General features: G+C 67.6%; 17 protein-coding genes. 15 read left to right on the plus strand and 2 right to left on the minus strand.

Features of this window, described 5'->3' with window-relative positions:
- The first annotated feature begins 16 nt into the window (after positions 1-16).
- Positions 17-1,120 carry a peptide chain release factor 1 gene (gene prfA / locus SNAS_RS06430; protein ID WP_013016584.1) on the plus strand — a complete coding sequence of 368 codons (1,104 nt, stop codon included), beginning with the start codon at positions 17-19 and terminating at the stop codon, positions 1,118-1,120.
- Positions 1,121-1,123: 3 nt separating this feature from the next.
- Here prfA and SNAS_RS37115 read toward each other — a convergent pair whose 3' ends face one another.
- On the minus strand, positions 1,124-2,653 hold the full coding sequence (locus SNAS_RS37115) for a GGDEF domain-containing protein (RefSeq protein WP_013016585.1): 1,530 nt from the start codon (positions 2,651-2,653) through the stop codon (positions 1,124-1,126).
- Positions 2,654-2,805: 152 nt separating this feature from the next.
- On the opposite strand from SNAS_RS37115, the gene prmC reads away from it, so the two are divergent.
- From prmC to SNAS_RS06505, 14 genes are all read left to right on the plus strand, one after another.
- Positions 2,806-3,681, plus strand: a complete 876-nt coding sequence (prmC, locus tag SNAS_RS06440; RefSeq protein WP_013016586.1) for a peptide chain release factor N(5)-glutamine methyltransferase — start codon at positions 2,806-2,808, stop codon at positions 3,679-3,681.
- The gene (locus SNAS_RS06445) at positions 3,668-4,321 is read left to right on the plus strand and encodes an L-threonylcarbamoyladenylate synthase (protein ID WP_013016587.1); all 654 of its coding nucleotides are present in this window, start codon (positions 3,668-3,670) and stop codon (positions 4,319-4,321) included. The genes prmC and SNAS_RS06445 overlap by 14 nt, the downstream gene beginning before the upstream one ends.
- Entirely contained in the window at positions 4,321-4,899 is a 579-nt protein-coding gene (locus SNAS_RS06450; RefSeq protein WP_013016588.1) for an arsenate reductase/protein-tyrosine-phosphatase family protein, read from the plus strand. Before SNAS_RS06445 ends, SNAS_RS06450 begins: the two co-directional genes overlap by 1 nt.
- Before the next feature lie 22 nt (positions 4,900-4,921).
- Complete coding sequence (locus tag SNAS_RS06455; protein ID WP_144300413.1) at positions 4,922-5,353, plus strand: hypothetical protein; 432 nt, start codon at positions 4,922-4,924, stop codon at positions 5,351-5,353.
- 99 nt (positions 5,354-5,452) lie between these two features.
- The gene (locus SNAS_RS06460; protein ID WP_041624580.1) at positions 5,453-5,683 is read left to right on the plus strand and encodes an AtpZ/AtpI family protein; all 231 of its coding nucleotides are present in this window, start codon (positions 5,453-5,455) and stop codon (positions 5,681-5,683) included.
- A gap of 16 nt (positions 5,684-5,699) precedes the next feature.
- Positions 5,700-6,497 (plus strand): F0F1 ATP synthase subunit A, encoded by a 798-nt coding sequence (atpB, locus tag SNAS_RS06465; protein WP_013016590.1) that lies wholly within the window; start codon positions 5,700-5,702, stop codon positions 6,495-6,497.
- Positions 6,498-6,572: 75 nt separating this feature from the next.
- Positions 6,573-6,809 carry an ATP synthase F0 subunit C gene (gene atpE / locus SNAS_RS06470; protein WP_041625718.1) on the plus strand — a complete coding sequence of 79 codons (237 nt, stop codon included), beginning with the start codon at positions 6,573-6,575 and terminating at the stop codon, positions 6,807-6,809.
- A 9-nt stretch (positions 6,810-6,818) separates the two neighbouring features.
- Positions 6,819-7,364, plus strand: coding sequence for a F0F1 ATP synthase subunit B (locus SNAS_RS06475; protein WP_013016592.1), 546 nt, complete (start codon positions 6,819-6,821; stop codon positions 7,362-7,364).
- Positions 7,364-8,191 carry a F0F1 ATP synthase subunit delta gene (locus SNAS_RS06480; RefSeq protein WP_013016593.1) on the plus strand — a complete coding sequence of 276 codons (828 nt, stop codon included), beginning with the start codon at positions 7,364-7,366 and terminating at the stop codon, positions 8,189-8,191. Before SNAS_RS06475 ends, SNAS_RS06480 begins: the two co-directional genes overlap by 1 nt.
- 49 nt (positions 8,192-8,240) lie before the next feature.
- Positions 8,241-9,878 (plus strand): F0F1 ATP synthase subunit alpha, encoded by a 1,638-nt coding sequence (gene atpA / locus SNAS_RS06485; RefSeq protein WP_013016594.1) that lies wholly within the window; start codon positions 8,241-8,243, stop codon positions 9,876-9,878.
- A gap of 3 nt (positions 9,879-9,881) precedes the next feature.
- The gene (locus SNAS_RS06490) at positions 9,882-10,820 is read left to right on the plus strand and encodes a F0F1 ATP synthase subunit gamma (RefSeq protein WP_013016595.1); all 939 of its coding nucleotides are present in this window, start codon (positions 9,882-9,884) and stop codon (positions 10,818-10,820) included.
- A 3-nt stretch (positions 10,821-10,823) separates the two neighbouring features.
- On the plus strand, positions 10,824-12,257 hold the full coding sequence (gene atpD, locus SNAS_RS06495; protein WP_013016596.1) for a F0F1 ATP synthase subunit beta: 1,434 nt from the start codon (positions 10,824-10,826) through the stop codon (positions 12,255-12,257).
- A gap of 87 nt (positions 12,258-12,344) precedes the next feature.
- On the plus strand, positions 12,345-12,614 hold the full coding sequence (locus tag SNAS_RS06500) for a hypothetical protein (protein WP_013016597.1): 270 nt from the start codon (positions 12,345-12,347) through the stop codon (positions 12,612-12,614).
- Positions 12,611-15,271, plus strand: a complete 2,661-nt coding sequence (locus SNAS_RS06505) for a hypothetical protein (protein WP_013016598.1) — start codon at positions 12,611-12,613, stop codon at positions 15,269-15,271. Before SNAS_RS06500 ends, SNAS_RS06505 begins: the two co-directional genes overlap by 4 nt.
- Positions 15,272-15,327: 56 nt before the next feature.
- Here SNAS_RS06505 and SNAS_RS06510 read toward each other — a convergent pair whose 3' ends face one another.
- Positions 15,328-15,828: a DUF4352 domain-containing protein gene (locus SNAS_RS06510; protein WP_169313855.1), complete on the minus strand. Its 501-nt coding sequence runs from the start codon at positions 15,826-15,828 to the stop codon at positions 15,328-15,330.
- Positions 15,829-15,952 lie beyond the last annotated feature (124 nt).

Here is a 15,952-nt window from a genome sequence, read left to right on the forward strand (position 1 = left end):
AACGAGTCCGAACGACATGAGCCAAGCAACCGATTCCAACCGACTGGCCGTGCTGCTCGCCGAACATTCCGAGCTGGAGAAACAGCTGGCCGACCCGTCCATCCACGCCGACGCCGCGCTCGCGCGCCGGGTCGGGCGGCGATACGCGGAACTGTCGCCCATCGCCGCGTGCAACGCCGAGCTCGACACCGTCAAGGAGGACCTGGCCGCCGCCGAGGAACTCGCCGGTGACGACCCGGAGTTCGCCGCCGAGGCCACCGCGCTGCGGGAGCGGATCCCGCAGCTGGAGGAGAAGCTCGCCGAGCTGCTGCTGCCGCGCGACCCGGACGACTCCCGCGACGTCATCATCGAGATCAAGGCCGGTGAGGGCGGTGCCGAGTCGGCGCTGTTCGCCGCCGACCTGCTGCGCATGTACCTGCGTTACGCCGAGAAGCACGGCTGGGTCGCCGAGATCATGGACTCGCAGGAGTCCGAGATGGGCGGCGTCAAGGACGTGTCGGTCGCGGTCAAGACCAAGGGCAACCCCGAGGGTGGGCACGGGGTGTGGTCGCGGATGAAGTTCGAGGGCGGCGTGCACCGGGTGCAGCGGGTGCCGGTCACCGAGTCGCAGGGCCGCATCCACACCTCGGCGGCGGGCGTGCTGGTCATGCCCGAGGCCGAGGAGGTCGACGTCGAGATCAACATGCACGAACTGCGCATCGACGTCTACCGGTCCTCGGGACCGGGCGGGCAGTCGGTCAACACCACCGACTCGGCGGTGCGCATCACCCACATCCCCACCGGGGTGGTCGCGTCGTGCCAGAACGAGAAGTCGCAGCTGCAGAACAAGGAGGCCGCGATGCGGATCCTGCGGGCCCGGCTGCTCGCGGCCAAGCAGGAGGAGGCCGAGGCCGCCGCCGGTGCCGCCCGCAAGTCGCAGGTGCGCACCGTCGACCGTTCCGAGCGGGTGCGTACCTACAACTTCCCGCAGAACCGGGTCACCGACCACCGCATCGGCTACACCTCGCACAACCTCGACCAGGTGATGCAGGGCGACATGGACGGAGTCCTCGACGCGCTGGCCACCGCCGAGCGCGCGGCCCGGCTGGAAGGCAGCGACGAGGGCCTGAGCCGCTCCTAGGGTTCAGGTCAGCTGGCTGGACTGCCGGGCGCGTTTGGCCTTGGTGACCGCGACGTCGGCGATCGAGAGGTTCTGCGGATCGCGCTCGGGGTTGCGCTGAATGTCGAGTGTGGTCCAGCCGATGTTGACGCGCGGCTGGTAGCCGGGGACCAGGGACTCCCAGTCCTCGTCGTCCAGCGCGTTGGTGATGCGGCGGGAGATGTCGCCGGTCTGGTCGATCGGGGTGCCCTGCAGGACCAGCGCGAACTCGTCGGCACCGTAGCGGGCCACGAAGTCGCCGCGGCGCATCACCCGCATCAGGGCGCCCGCGGTGCGTTGCAGGATGGTGTCGCCCGACAGCCGGCCGTGGGTGGTGTTGACCTGCCGGAATCCGTCCAGGTCCAGCACGCCCAGCACCCCGGCCTGGCCGCTGGCGTTCTGGTCGTCCACGTACTCCTGCAGGTGGCGACGGTTGGGCAGGCCGGTGAGCGGGTCGGTCAGGGCCCGGTCGCCGTAGGAGGCGACGGTGCGGCGCAGGTCCTCGTGGTCGAGGCGGGTGGCGACCCCGTCGACGAACAGCCGCCGCAGTTGGTCGTCGATGCGGGCGTGGATGGCGAAGGCTTCCCGGTCGGCGCGCCAGGCGGCCTGGTAGTCGCCGTCGTTGACGTAGCTGAGCGCCTTGAGCCGGGCGGCCTCGGCCGCGCCCAGGACGGCGGCGGTCGAGGTGGCGCGGGTGAGGCGCTGCCGGGCCTTGTCGGTCTCGCCGGCGGCGATGTTGAGGCAGACGCGGCCGTAGTGGCGCAGGTCGGCCGACCAGGCGTCGTTGTAGCCGGCGGCCAGACAGCGGCGCGCCTCGATGGGGGTCTCGTGGCCGAGCGCGTTGAGCCGGGCGGCGGCGAAACCCAGCCACGGCAGGTCCATCGGGGCGATCCCGGGCAGGCCGTCGGGGCCCTGGGGGATATAGGTGGCGTTGGTCAGCAGGGTTCGCAGTACCCGCACGCAGCCGTCGGTGTCGCCGCGGTGGTCGAGCGAGAGTCCTTGCCGCACCGGCACTTCCAGGGTGGGCAGCTGCCAGTTCAGTTCGGCTTCGGCGGCCAGTTCCCGGGCCCGGGCGGCGGCCTGGGCGGCGTGTTCGTGGAAACCGATGTAGGAGTAGACGACGGCGAGGTTGTGCCAGGCGACGGCGGTGCTGCGGCTGGCGATGTCGACACTGGACAGGGCGCGGGTGCTGCGGACCAGATGGGTCACGCAGCGTTCGATGGAGCCGTCGGCGTGCGAGGTGTAGGCGGCCAGCGCGTGGAAGAAACCACTGGCGACGGTGTCGCCGTGACGGCGCACCGCGGCGTAAGCACGGTCCACTGTAGAGGTGTATTCTGTGGTCCGTTCAAGCGCGACGACAGCGGTGAGGCGCAGCAGCAGCGCCCAGACCCGCTCTTCGGCGTCGGAGGTGTCGGCGATGATCTCGTCGGCGGCATCGATGGCCTTGGCGGGGTCGCCGTCGACCATCAGTTGGCGAGCACGACGGAGCCGTTCGGTCGTGGCGTCGGTGGACACGCGCTCACCTCGCTGTTTTATGTTGTGGCCGTTTCTGGCAGTCTTGCTTGGCGGCACACCCGGTGTTGCGTTGGGGGCCACTTTAGTTAAAGCATGCCTTACGGGTGCATGTCCGTGCCAACCCGGTATGGCTAATCGACGGGAGTGAATTCGTGGGAACCGGTTGGCGCGCACTGCTGGACGAGGCGACCCGACGGCTCACGGAGTCGGGAGTGGACTCTCCGCGGGTGGACGCGGAGTTCCTCGCCGCCCACGTCGCCGGTGTGTCCCGGGGTGGACTGTTCGCCGCCGCGGCTCCCACATCGGCGCAGGCCAAGAAGTTTCGCTCCCTGGTGGAGCGCCGAGCCGCCCGCGAGCCGTTGCAGCACGTCCTGGGCACCGCCCCGTTCCGGTACGCGGAACTGGCGGTGGGGCCGGGGGTGTTCGTGCCGCGGCCCGAGACCGAGCAGCTGGCCGAGTGGGCGCTGGCCCGGCTGGCCACCGTCGCGGCGCCGTTGGTGGTGGACCTGTGCGCCGGCTCCGGGGCCATCGGGCACGCGATCGTCTCGGAGCGGCCCGACGCCGTGGTCGTCCTGGTCGAGAAGTACCCCGAGGCGGCGAACTGGTTGCGGCGCAATCTGGACGGTGTGGCCGCGCGGGTCGTCGAGGCCGACGCCGTATCGCCCGAGACCCTGTCCGACCTGGATGGACAATGCGACGCCGTTTTGTCCAATCCGCCCTATGTGCCCACTTCCACGGCGGTGTCCCCTGAGGTCGCCGCCGACCCCGCCACCGCCGTGTTCGGCGGCTCGTGCGGCCTCGACGTGATCCGCCCGCTGATCCCACGGGCGGCGCGACTGTTGCGCCCCGGCGGCGTCGTCGCCATCGAACACGACGACTCCCACGGCGCGGTGGTGCCGGAACTGCTGACGGCCGCCGGGTTCGCCGACGCCACCGACCACGACGACCTGACCGGACGGCCCCGCTTCGCGACCGCCACTTTGCCGCCACGGGGGTTAGCTAGGCTGGCGGGCTGTGAGGCTTTATGACTGCCGCAAGGCCAGCGAACGCGACTCCGCCATCAAGGCGGCGGTGTCGGCCGTGGAATCCGGGGACCTGGTCGTCATGCCGACCGACACCGTCTATGGCCTGGGCGCCGACGCCTTCAAGTCCTACGCCGTCGACGCGCTGCTGCGCACCAAGAAGCGCGGCCGCGACATGGTCCCGCCGGTCCTGGTCGGTTCCCGCAAGGCGCTGGACGGGCTGACGATCTCGGTGCCGTCGATGATCAAGGACCTGGTGGCCGCGTTCTGGCCCGGCCCGCTGACCGTCGTCATGCACTATTCGCCCACTCTGGCCTGGGACCTGGGTGACGACGACGGGACCGTGGCGGTGCGGATGCCGCTGCACCCGGTCGCGCTTGAGGTGCTGGCCGAGACCGGGCCGATGGCGGTGTCCTCGGCCAACAAGACCGGCCAGCCGCCCGCCGCCACCGCCACCGACGCCAAGGAACAGCTGGGATACGCGGTGCAGGTGTACCTGGAGGCCGGGCCCTCGCCCGACACGAAGCCCAGCACCATCGTGGACTGCACCGGCGACGTGCCCAAGGTGCTGCGGCAGGGAGCGCTGTCGCTGGAGCGGCTGCGTGAGGTCAACGCCGACACCCTCGGCGTGGAGGACCGGGACTGATGCCGCCGTTCACCGTCCTGCACGTGTGCATGGGCAACATCTGCCGCTCGCCGATGGCCGAGCGGCTGCTGACGTTGCGGGTCAACCAGATCGCCGGGGACGAGGACCTGGTGTACAGCCATTCCTGCGGCATCGGACTGTGGCATGTCGGCGAGCGGATGAACCCGCCCGCCGCCCGGGAACTGCGGTCCCGGGGCGGCACCGACGCCGGGTTCAAGGCCCAGCACATCGCCCGTGACCTCGTCGAGGCGTCCGACGTGATCCTCACCGCGACCGACGAGCAGTACGAGTACATCGCCGAGACCTTCCCCGACGCCCTGCCCCGCACCTTCCTGTTGCGGCACTTCGGGCGGCTCGCCGCCGGGATCGACCCGAACGAGCTGCCGGTCAGCGACGGCTCGGCCGCAGCCGTGCACGCCAGGGGAGTGGCGCTGGTGGCCGCGGCCGACCGGCGCCGCGACAGCCAGGACGCCGAGAACCTGGACGACCCGTGGGGAGAGTCACCCGCGATCTTCCGCCGGATCGGCGACGAGATCGACGAGGCGCTGAAGCCGGTGGTCGCCGCCCTGCTGAGCTAGCCACCCTGTCACCATGGGCGGCGTGAAGAATTGGCGCTTGCATCAGCTGTGGCTGCCCCTGTACTGCTCCACGGCGCTGCTCGTGATCGCCACCGTCGTGGGCTGGCAGATTCAGGGCCTGGACGGCGCGGCCGGAGCGTTCGCGGGCGTCGGCGTGGTGATGGCCAGCTACTCGATGACGATGCTGGTGCTCGCCTGGGCGGACTCGGTGAAGACCAGCTGGGTGCTGCCGCTGGGCGTACTGACCTATATGGTCAAGTTCACCGTCATCGGCGTCGTGCTGGCCGGGGTGGCCGCGTCGGGGTGGAAGGGTTTGCCCGCGATGGGATTCGGTGTCATGGCGGGGATCGTCGTGTGGATAACCGCGCAGATCATCGCCCTCAACCGCTACAACCGGAAGTCCTCAGAAGATACGTCCGAAGCGGGGATCACAAGCGCCACGAAACAGGAGTAATGTGTGTCGCTGGACATGCGACCCCCCGGCCGCACGGTGAACTCTGCCCAGGGGGCCGTCCGATGATCCCTGTCTTCTACTGATATCGTTCGCAGCGTCATGGACGAAGATCAGCCACCCCGCCCTCCTGACGACTCCGACAAGACCCCCTCCGGGGCCGACCAGGGCTGGACGGCGGTTGCTTACCTCATAACCGGAATTGTGTTCTGGGGTGGCGTCGGCTGGTTGATCGACGGATGGCTCGACCTCGATGGCATCGCTATCGGGATCGGTTCAGTTGTCGGCGCTGCCTGCGGTGTTTATCTCATCGTCCGCAGGCTTGCTCCATAGTAGAGAGAGGGAACCGGTGCTCGGACAGGCCAAAGTGCTCGCGAGCGGAGACCTTCCGTTTCCGCCCACGGTGGACGATTTCTTCCTGCCCGATTTCGTCACAGGACGCACCGACACGTTCTGGGCCACCAAGATCACGTCGCTGGTGGTGCTGGCGGTCATCGCGGTCATCGCGTTCTACGTCCTGTCCTACCGCAAGCCCCAGCTGGTGCCGACCAAGAAGCAGTGGATCGCCGAATCCGCCTACGGGTTCATCCGCAACAACGTCGTCGGCAGCATGCTCGGCGAGAAGGACACCGTCCGCTTCGCGCCCTACATGGCGACGCTGTTCAGCTTCATCGCGGTGATGAACATCATGGGCATCATCCCGGGCATCCAGATGTCGCCCAGCTCCCACATCGCCTTCCCGACGATTCTCGCCGTGGTCAGCTACGTGATGTTCAACTACGTGGGCATCAAGAAGTTCGGCTTCGTCAAGTACATGAAGCACACCCTGATCCCACCGGCGCCGATCTTCGTGATGCCGCTGCTGATCCCGATCGAATTCTTCTCCAACCTGATCATCCGCCCGGTCACGCTGGCGCTGCGACTCTTCGCCAACCTGTTCGCCGGACACATCATCCTGCTGGTGTTCACCCTCGGTGGTTTCGCGATGATCAACGCCAACGGTCTGCTGTTCCCGGTGTCCATCGTGTCCTGGGCCATGACCGTGGCGCTGACCTTCCTGGAGGCGTTCATCGCGATCCTCCAGGCCTACATGTTCGTGGTCTTGAGCACCAGCTACATCCAAGGCGCACTCGCCGAGGAACACTAAACCGCCCACGGATACGTCAATCGTTCCGCGTGGAGGTCACGCGGGCACAACCAGGAGGAAAAACACACAATGTTGATGGACATTGCCGCCACCGAAATCGACCTGTCCGGCAGCCTCAGCGCCATCGGTTACGGTCTGGCCGCGATCGGCCCGGGCATCGGCGTGGGAATCATCTTCTCCGCCTACATCCAGGCCACCGCCCGTCAGCCCGAGTCGGCCAAGCTGACCCAGCCGTTCATGTGGATCGGCTTCGCCGTGGTCGAGGCGCTGGCGCTGCTGGGTATCGCCTTCGGTTACGCGTTCCAGCCCTAAGGCCTAGTCATGAAGACAGCCACTCAAATTCTCGCCGAAAGCGACCACAACCCGATCGTGCCGATCTGGCAGGAGCTCGTGGTTGGGACCGTCGCCTTCGCGATCCTGTGCTTCGTGCTGATGAAGTTCGTCTTCCCGAAGATGGAGCAGACCTTCCGCGCGAGGGTCGACGCCATCGAAGGCGGCATCAAGCGCGCCGAGGAGACGCAGGCCAAGGCCAACGAGCTGCTGGAGCAGTACAAGCAGCAGCTGGCCGAAGCCCGCACCGAGGCCGCGAGCATCCGCGACGAGGCCCGGGCCGAAGCGATCGCCGCCAAAGAGGAGATCGTCACCGAGGCCCGCACCGAAGCCGAGCGCATCATCAACGCGGGCAAGGAGTCGCTGGCCGCCTCGCGGCAGCAGCTGCTCACCGAGCTCCGTGGTGAAGTGGGCGAAATCGCCGTCGAACTCGCCGGCCGCATCGTCGGTGAGTCGCTGGCCGACGAGGCCCGTCGCTCCGGAACCGTGGAACGGTTCCTGTCTGAACTGGACGCCGATTCGGCGGGAGCACGCTGATGTCGATCACCGGACAACAGTCGGTCCAGGCGGGTTACGAGGCGCTGGAGGCGTACGCCAAACGCGTCAAGCCCGAGACCCTGGACAAGGTCGCCAGCGAGCTGCTCGCCGTCAAGGACCTGTTCGCCAACGAGCCCCGGCTGCGCCGGGCGCTGACCGACCCCGGCCGCACCGCGGCCGAGCGGAGCGGTCTGGCCGAGCAGGTGCTGTCGGGCAAGGTGTCGGCCGGGACCCTGAAGGTGCTGACCGCCCTGATCGGACAGCGCTGGTCGACCCCGGGTGAGCTGCTCACCGCGGTGGAGTCGATCGGCGTGGACGCGATCCTGCGGGTCGGCGCGGCACAGGACGTGCTCGCCGAGGTCGAGGACGAACTGTTCCGCTTCGCCCGGCTCGTCGACGGCGACAACGACCTGTCGCGGGCGCTCTCCGACGGCTCCGCCCCGGCTTCGGCCCGGACGGAACTGGTGCGCACGCTGTTGTCCGGCAAGGCGAACGCCGTCTCCGTGCGGCTCGCCGAGGTCGCCGCCGCCGGCTTCGGCGGTCGTCGCGGCTTTGACACGGCGGCCACCAAGCTGCTCGAGCTGGTTTCGGCCAAGCGTGAGCAGCGGCTCGCCTACATCACCGTGGCCGCACCGCTGCCGCAAGACCAGGAGGCCCGGCTGACGCGCAAGCTGTCGGAGATCTACGGTCACACCATTTCCGCGAAGATCACGGTCGACCCACAGGTTGTGGGCGGCATTCGCGTCCAGATCGGACATGACCTGTACGACGGCACCGTTGCCCGTCGCCTCACCGAAGCCCGAAAAGCGTTGGCGGCGCGGCACTAGCCCGCTCACCAAGCGTCTGATTCTAGAGAAACCGAGGGACTGACTACAGATGGCAGAGTTGACCATCTCCTCCGACGAGATTCGCAGCGCGCTCGACGCGTACGTCTCGTCGTACCGGCCGGAGATCTCCCGCGAGGAGGTCGGCACCGTCACGACGTGCGGTGACGGTATCGCCATTGTCGAGGGCCTGCCCTCCACAATGTTCAACGAGATTCTGGAGTTCGCCGACGGCACGATCGGCATCGCCCAGAACCTGAACCTCCGCGACATCGGTGTGGTCGTCCTGGGTGACTACGCCGGAATCGAAGAGGGCCAGCAGGTCAAGCGGACCGGCAAGGTGTTGTCGGTGCCGGTGGGCGACAAGTTCCTGGGCCGCGTCGTCGACGCCCTGGGCAACCCGATCGACGAACTGGGCGACATCGAGGCCGAGGCCACCCGTGAGCTGGAGCTCCAGGCCCCCAACGTCATGGCGCGTCAGAGCGTCTTCGAGCCGGTCGAGACCGGCATCAAGGCCATCGACTCGATGACCGCGATCGGCCGTGGCCAGCGTCAGCTGATCATCGGCGACCGCAAGACCGGCAAGACCCAGGTCTGCATCGACACGATCATCAACCAGAAGAAGAACTGGGAGTCGGGCGACCCGAAGAAGCAGCTGCGCTGCATCTACGTCGCCATCGGCCAGAAGGCCTCCACCATCGCCAGCGTCAAGGGCATGCTCGAGGCCCACGGTGCGATGGAGTACACCACCATCGTCGCCTCGCCCGCCTCCGACCCGGCCGGTCTGAAGTACCTGGCGCCCTACACCGGCTCGTCCATCGGACAGCACTGGATGTACGGCGGCAAGCACGTCCTGATCGTCTTCGACGACCTGTCCAAGCAGGCCGAGGCCTACCGCGCGATCTCGCTGCTGCTGCGTCGCCCGCCGGGACGTGAAGCCTTCCCCGGTGACGTGTTCTACCTGCACTCCCGCCTGCTGGAGCGCTGCGCGAAGCTGTCGGACGAGATGGGCGGCGGCTCGATGACCGGTCTGCCGATCATCGAGACCAAGGCCGGCGACATCTCGCAGTTCATCCCGACCAACGTCATCTCGATCACCGACGGGCAGGTGTTCCTCGAGGAGGGCCTGTTCAACTCCGGTGTCCGTCCGGCCATCAACGTCGGTACCTCGGTGTCGCGTGTCGGTGGTGCCGCGCAGCCCAAGGCGATGCGCAAGGTCGCCGGTTCGCTGCGGCTGGACCTGGCGCAGTACCGCGAGCTGGAGGCCTTCGCGGCCTTCGCCTCCGACCTCGACGACGCCTCGCTGGCGCAGCTGGGTCGCGGTCAGCGACTGGTCGAGCTGCTGAAGCAGGGTGTGGCGCAGCCTTACCCGATGGAGGAGGAGATCGCGTCCATCTGGGCCGGTACCTCCGGTCAGCTCGACGACGTCCCCGTCGGCCAGGTCCGGCAGTTCGAGGACGAGTTCCTCGGCTACCTGCGGCACAACCACCGCGAGACGCTGGACACCATCGCCAACACGGGCAAGCTCGATGACGACGCGGTGGAGACCCTGAAGTCGGCGGTCACCCGGTTCAAGCAGATGTTCCTGTCCAAGGACGACTCGCCGAACATCAACGAGGCTCCGGCCGACGCGCTGGAGGGCGACGTCGCGACCGAGTCCGTCAAGCGCGTCGTGCCGAAGAAGGGCTGATCTATGGGAGCGCAGCTACGTGTGCTGCGGCAGCGGATCAAGACCACCCAGTCCATCAAGAAGATCACCAAGGCGATGGAGCTGGTGGCGACCAGCCGCGTCGGTAAGGCACAGGCGCGGGTGGCGGCTTCGCTGCCCTACGCCCGGGCCATCACGGACGTGATGACCGCGCTGGCCTCCAGTGCGAACATCGACCATCCGCTGCTGAAGCCGCGCGATGTCGTCCGCCGTTCCGGCGTGCTGGTCCTGACCGGCGACAAGGGAATGTGTGGCGGCTACAACATCAACGCGGTGCGCACCGCCGAACAGTTGATCTCTCGGCTCGCCGAAGAGGGCAAGAACCCGGTGCTGTACGTCGTGGGTCGCTCCGGAGTGGACTACTACCAGTTCCGCAAGCGTGAGATCCAGAAGTCCTGGGCCGGTTTCACCGATTCGCCGACCGTCGCCGACGCCGCCGAGATCACCAAGACACTGTTGACGGCCTTCGTCAACGGTGCCGACGACGACGGCGACAACCCGGGTGCGGACGGCGTGCTGGGTGTCGACGAGCTCCACATCGTCCACACCAAGTTCGTGTCGCTGCTGACGCAGAATCCGGACGCGAAACAGCTGGCGCCCATGGAGGTCGAGGAGGTCGAGGCCGACGATTCGGACCCGAACCTGATCCTCCCGGCGTACGAGTTCGAACCGGACCCGGAAGAGCTGCTGGACGCGCTGCTGCCGAAGTACCTGACGACCCGCGTGTACGCCGCTCTCATCGAGGCGGCGGCCAGCGAGTCGGCGGCGCGGCGTCGCGCCATGAAGGCGGCGACGGACAACGCCGAAGAACTGCTCAAGACCCTGACGCGGGAGCGAAACGCCGCGCGGCAGGCGGAGATCACTCAAGAGATCAGCGAAATCGTCGGCGGCGCGAGCGCGCTGGCCGCGACGGGAAGTGAGTAAGGAATGACCCAGGAAAGCACAGGAACGGGACGTGTCGTCCGGGTCATCGGCCCGGTTGTCGACGTCGAGTTCCCGCGTAACGCGCTTCCGGAGATCTACTACGCCCTCAAGGTGGACGTGGAGCTCTCGGAGGGCACCAAGACCCTGACCATGGAGGTCGCCCAGCACCTGGGTGACAACACCGTCCGGGCCATCTGCATGCAGCCCACCGACGGTCTCGTCCGTGGCACCGAGGTGCGCGACACCGGCCGCGAGATCGCCGTGCCCGTCGGCGACGGCGTCAAGGGCCACGTGTTCAACACCATCGGCGAGTGCCTCAACCTGGAACCGGGTGAGGAGATCGAGGCCGAGGACTACTGGACCATCCACCGCAAGCCGCCGCCGTTCGCGGCCCTGGAGCCCAAGACCGAGATGCTGGAGACCGGCATCAAGGTGCTGGACCTCCTGGCGCCCTACGTGAAGGGTGGAAAGATCGGTCTGTTCGGTGGTGCCGGTGTCGGTAAGACCGTTCTGATCCAGGAAATGGTCATCCGTGTCGCCCAGAACTTCGGTGGTTCCTCCGTGTTCGCGGGTGTCGGCGAGCGTACCCGTGAGGGTAACGACATGATCGCCGAAATGAAGGAGTCCGGCGTTCTGGAGCAGACCGCCCTGGTCTACGGCCAGATGGACGAGCCGCCGGGAACCCGTCTGCGGGTGGCCCTGTCGGCGCTGACCATGGCCGAGTACTTCCGGGACGTCAAGAACCAGGAGGTGCTGCTCTTCGTCGACAACATCTTCCGGTTCACCCAGGCGGGTTCCGAGGTGTCCACCCTGCTGGGCCGGATGCCGTCCGCGGTGGGTTACCAGCCGACCCTGGCCGACGAGATGGGCGAGCTGCAGGAGCGGATCACCTCGCTGCGCGGCAAGGCGATCACCTCGATGCAGGCCATCTACGTGCCCGCCGACGACTACACCGACCCGGCGCCGCACACCGCGTTCACCCACCTCGACGCCACCACGAACCTGGAGCGGAAGGTGTCCGACAAGGGCATCTACCCGGCGGTGGACCCGCTGGCCTCCTCCTCCCGGATCCTGGAGCCCGAGGTCGTCGGCGACGAGCACTACCGCGTCGCCGCCGAGGTCAAGCGGATCCTGCAGAAGTACAACGAGCTGCAGGACATCATCGCGATCCTCGGTATGGACGAGCTGTCCGAAGAGGACAAGCTGGTCGTGGGCCGGGCCCGCCGCATCGAGCGGTTCCTGTCCCAGAACACCTACGCGGCCAAGCAGTTCACCGGCGTCGACGGCTCGTTCGTCCCGGTGAAGGAGACCGTCGAGGCCTTCAAGAAGATCGCCGAGGGCGAGTACGACCACTTCCCCGAGCAGGCGTTCTTCATGTGCGGTGGTCTGGAAGACCTGCACAAGAAGGAAGAGGAACTCCGCAAGGCGGCGCACTAACACGCCGAAGCGTCAATCGGCCCCACACCGTCACACGGTGTGGGGCCGATTCGGTTTTCCTGGCAAGATGTTCATATGCGTCGATCAATGCGGATACGCGCGATCGTCGCGGGGGGCTCGATAGTGGCCGCCGCGGCGGCCGGGGTGTTGACCAGCTTCGTGACAACCTCCCCTGGCTGGGGAGTCGGCATCGGCCTGGGAGTCGCGGTACTGGCCAACGCCGTGTGCGCGGGCTGGCTCGCCATCGCCGAACCCCCGGCGGAACCGTCGGGCCCGACGGTGACGGCTACGGGCACCGGCGCGGTGGCGATCGGCGAGGTCCACGGGGACGTCACGACCCACACCGACGGCCGATGATCCGGCGAAAACCGCCGATCCAGGCCACCGGCGACGGCGCGGTCGCGATCGGCGAGGTCCATGGCGACGTCACCGTCCACGTCGGCGCGACGGACGAACCGAAGCTCAACACGGACCTGGTGCTGCGCGGCCCGATCGCCCACCTGGGACTCGCGGAGACGTTGCGGGAGGTGGAAACCACGGAACCGTCCCGGGCTGCCGCGTTGTACGGCGAGATCGTGGCGAAGTTGCGCGACAGTGGTTACGCGGCCTTGGCCCCGAGCCTGCGGGACCGGCAGCTGACGGCGTTGGTCGCGGCGGGGAAGTTGGAGAACGCCGCGAAGCTGGGGCTAGAGCTGGCGTGGGAGTCGGTGCTGGCGAGCCACGCGTTCGACGAGGCGGAACAGCTGCGGCACACGCTGTTCGACGTCGAGCTTCCGGAGCCGTACGCGTCGGCCGTGGCGATGTTCGACGCGGTGCGGGTGGCGGTGGACGAGGACGGCACGACTCGGACCGAGGAACTGTGGCGGGCTTGGGAAGCCGGGGCGGCGCGAGCTGACGGACCGACGGGCGGCGAGCCTTCGGCCGGGCCCTCGCCGTTCGCCGGGCACGCCGCCGTGGTGCTGGCCGAGCACGCACTGGCCATGCGCGACACCGCGATCTTGACCCGGCACCGCGAACTGCTGGAACGTGTCGCCGCCCAAGCCCCCTCGCCCGAGCTCGCGCTGCGCATCCGGCTGTGCCTGGCCGACGCGTCCGGCGACTGGACCCCGCTCACCAGCGGCATGCGAACCGGTCTGCCGCCGCAGCACCAACTGTGGGTGCTGGCCCGCCGAGCCAGGTACCTCGCGCTGTCCGGAGACGCGTCCTGTGTCGACGTCTACGCCGACGCCATCGCGACCGCCGCGCAACAGAAACTGTGGAGCGAGGTGCGAGAGCTGCTTGTCGCCCACCAGCGGGCCGTCTACTGGTACCAAGGCGCCATCCGAGCCGGTGAGACCATCATGGAGCGACGGTCGCTGGTGCGGGGTCTCACCGACAACCTCACCACCGGGATTCTCCCTGCGGCCGGGGACAGACAACGCAATGCCGCTATGGAAGCGTTGCGCGCCAAGCGACATCGCGTCGCCTGGCACGCCGCCCGCGCGTGGCTGCGGGCCGCCGTGGCCTCGGGTTTCGTCGCGGAGGAACAGTCGGCGAGTGCGGCGCTCGCCGACGTTTACCTCGAATCCGGCGAGCACCTCGCCGCGCTGAGCTGGTACATACGCGGCGACGAAGCCGAGCGGGCGACGGAAGTCGCGTCCGCGTTGCCGGACGAACCCCTGGACCTGTTCCCCGACGACGTGTACGGAACCGACGTGACGGTCCGCGAAACCGCCTACACGGCGCTGTTGCCGGTCGCGGATCTGTTGACCGACAAGGCTGCTCGTGCCTGGCTGGTCGCCGCCGTCGCCGACCTGGACGGAACACCGGTCGAACCCAGCACGCTCAAGGTCGTCACGCCACAGTGGTCGCTGCTGACGGAACTCGTCGCGGTGGCTGACAGCGCACCATCGGCACGCACCGAAGCCCGCCAACGCGACAAGGCCATCGACGCGAAACAGCTGCTGGACATAGTCGACGCCGAGATCCGCTGGGATCGCGAACCGGGCACCGGCTACGTGAACGATGCCATGCTCGTCGCGACGCTCGTCAACCTCGGCTTCGAGCACCCGGATCTGACCGTTCCGGTCGTGGAACGACTGTGCCGCCTGCTGCCCCTGCTCGACCGCGACAGCGCCTCGACGTTTCGCCGCCACGCCATCGAACTGCTGGCCGACCACAGCGAACACGTCACCGAACTGCTGTCTTCCCACGTACAAGCGGGCAATACCGAAGTGAGCCTGACACTGCTGTACCTCGGCGAGACCAGCCCCGAGCTACGCGACTTCGCCCGCGCCGAACTAGCCGCGGCCGAGAACCGCGGCCAAGGCGGCACCCACTTCGGCCCCCTGGTCGCCGCAACCCCCGCACTCGACCCACCCGACCGACAACGCATGACCCGCTTCATCACGGGCGTCGCCCGCGACAACTGCGAAACCGCCGCCACCCGCGTCCTCGCCCTGGAAGTCGGCGAAGCCGTCGCCACGAAACTCCCCGACGACGCCCGAACCGAACTGTTCGCCCTCGGCATCGCCTTCGCCGAGGGCCGAGCCGGTGCCAGCCGAGGCGACGACGTCATCAACGCCAACCGCGGCAAACTCGGCGCTCTCACGCTGTCGGGCTTCAACGTGGACCTACGCCGCCAGGGCCTACGCACCGCCGCCGCATCCGCCCACACCCCCCAGCAACGCGAGGCGATCGTCTCCAGAGCCTTCTCATTGCTGCACAACCCCGACGCGGTCGCCGACATCGCCCAAGCCCTGCGCCTCATCCCCAACCTCGCCGACTTCATCGAACTCGACCAACTCGCCCACGACCCCCGCTCCGACCTGCGAGCCGTAGCGGCCGTCCACGGCCTCGACTCACTCGCCACCCCGACCCTGAACCGCCTGGCCCGCGACCCGAGCCCCCACGTCCGCTACTCCCTACTGTCGCAACTAGACAGCGAGCAGCAAGCCCACGAACCGCTGCTGCGCATCCTCGCCGACGACCCCCGCCGAGCCATCCGCTCCACCGCTCGCACCCGCCTGGCGTGAACCCGACGCGTGGCCCAACAATCGTTGGGCCACCGCGACGTTCGAGTCAGTGACGGTTACTTCAGCTTGACCGATACCCCGTCCGAGCCGAAGTTCCCGGCCAGCTTGATGCTGTCCAGTTTGACCTTGTCGGGAACGTCGAAGACGAGCTGTACCTTGGCGTCGTTGCCGGGGTTGATGTTGTCCAACAGGGCCTGGTTGTCTTCGATGTAGACCCCGGCTTCGGAGTCGGCGTCGTATTCCTTGCCGTCGACGTCGATGATCTTCTGTTCGGTGTCGCTGAACAGGTCCGCTTTCTCGCCGACGTTCTTGACGGTGACGTGGACGATCACGAACTGGCCCGAGGCCTCCTTCTCCAGGTATTGGTCGCCGACCTTGTCCACCCCGTCTTCGACCTTGGTGACGGTGAACTCGAAGTCGCCGTCCTTGACCGTGTCTCCGATCTTCGCGGACTTCTCCTTTTTGGAGTCGTCCTTCGCGTCGCTGCCCGCATCCGAGTCCGAGTCTGAGTTCTCGGATCCGGACGCGGACGGTTTGTCGTCGTTGAGGGCGAACACGGCGGCACTTATGCCACAACAGGCCAACAGGACCACGGCGCCGATGGCCCCGATAATGATCCACGCCGTCTTGTTGGATTTCTTTGGTGCGGGAGGCGGTGTATGGACTGGAAACTGGGGTTGT

The sequence above is a fragment of the Stackebrandtia nassauensis DSM 44728 genome (assembly GCF_000024545.1).
Lineage (GTDB): Bacteria > Actinomycetota > Actinomycetes > Mycobacteriales > Micromonosporaceae > Stackebrandtia > Stackebrandtia nassauensis.

Bases quoted from the DNA above. Each gene is read 5' to 3' on its own strand.
- SNAS_RS06460 (WP_041624580.1), top strand. From the start codon at position 5,453: ATGGACGAAGATCAGCCACCCCGCCCTCCTGACGACTCCGACAAGACC.
- SNAS_RS06490 (WP_013016595.1), top strand. From the start codon at position 9,882: ATGGGAGCGCAGCTACGTGTGCTGCGGCAGCGGATCAAGACCACCCAG.
- SNAS_RS06500 (WP_013016597.1), top strand. From the start codon at position 12,345: ATGCGGATACGCGCGATCGTCGCGGGGGGCTCGATAGTGGCCGCCGCG.
- SNAS_RS06480 (WP_013016593.1), top strand. From the start codon at position 7,364: ATGTCGATCACCGGACAACAGTCGGTCCAGGCGGGTTACGAGGCGCTG.
- SNAS_RS06450 (WP_013016588.1), top strand. From the start codon at position 4,321: ATGCCGCCGTTCACCGTCCTGCACGTGTGCATGGGCAACATCTGCCGC.
- atpA (WP_013016594.1), top strand. From the start codon at position 8,241: ATGGCAGAGTTGACCATCTCCTCCGACGAGATTCGCAGCGCGCTCGAC.
- atpD (WP_013016596.1), top strand. From the start codon at position 10,824: ATGACCCAGGAAAGCACAGGAACGGGACGTGTCGTCCGGGTCATCGGC.
- atpE (WP_041625718.1), top strand. From the start codon at position 6,573: ATGGACATTGCCGCCACCGAAATCGACCTGTCCGGCAGCCTCAGCGCC.
- prfA (WP_013016584.1), top strand. From the start codon at position 17: ATGAGCCAAGCAACCGATTCCAACCGACTGGCCGTGCTGCTCGCCGAA.
- SNAS_RS06505 (WP_013016598.1), top strand. From the start codon at position 12,611: ATGATCCGGCGAAAACCGCCGATCCAGGCCACCGGCGACGGCGCGGTC.
- SNAS_RS06475 (WP_013016592.1), top strand. From the start codon at position 6,819: ATGAAGACAGCCACTCAAATTCTCGCCGAAAGCGACCACAACCCGATC.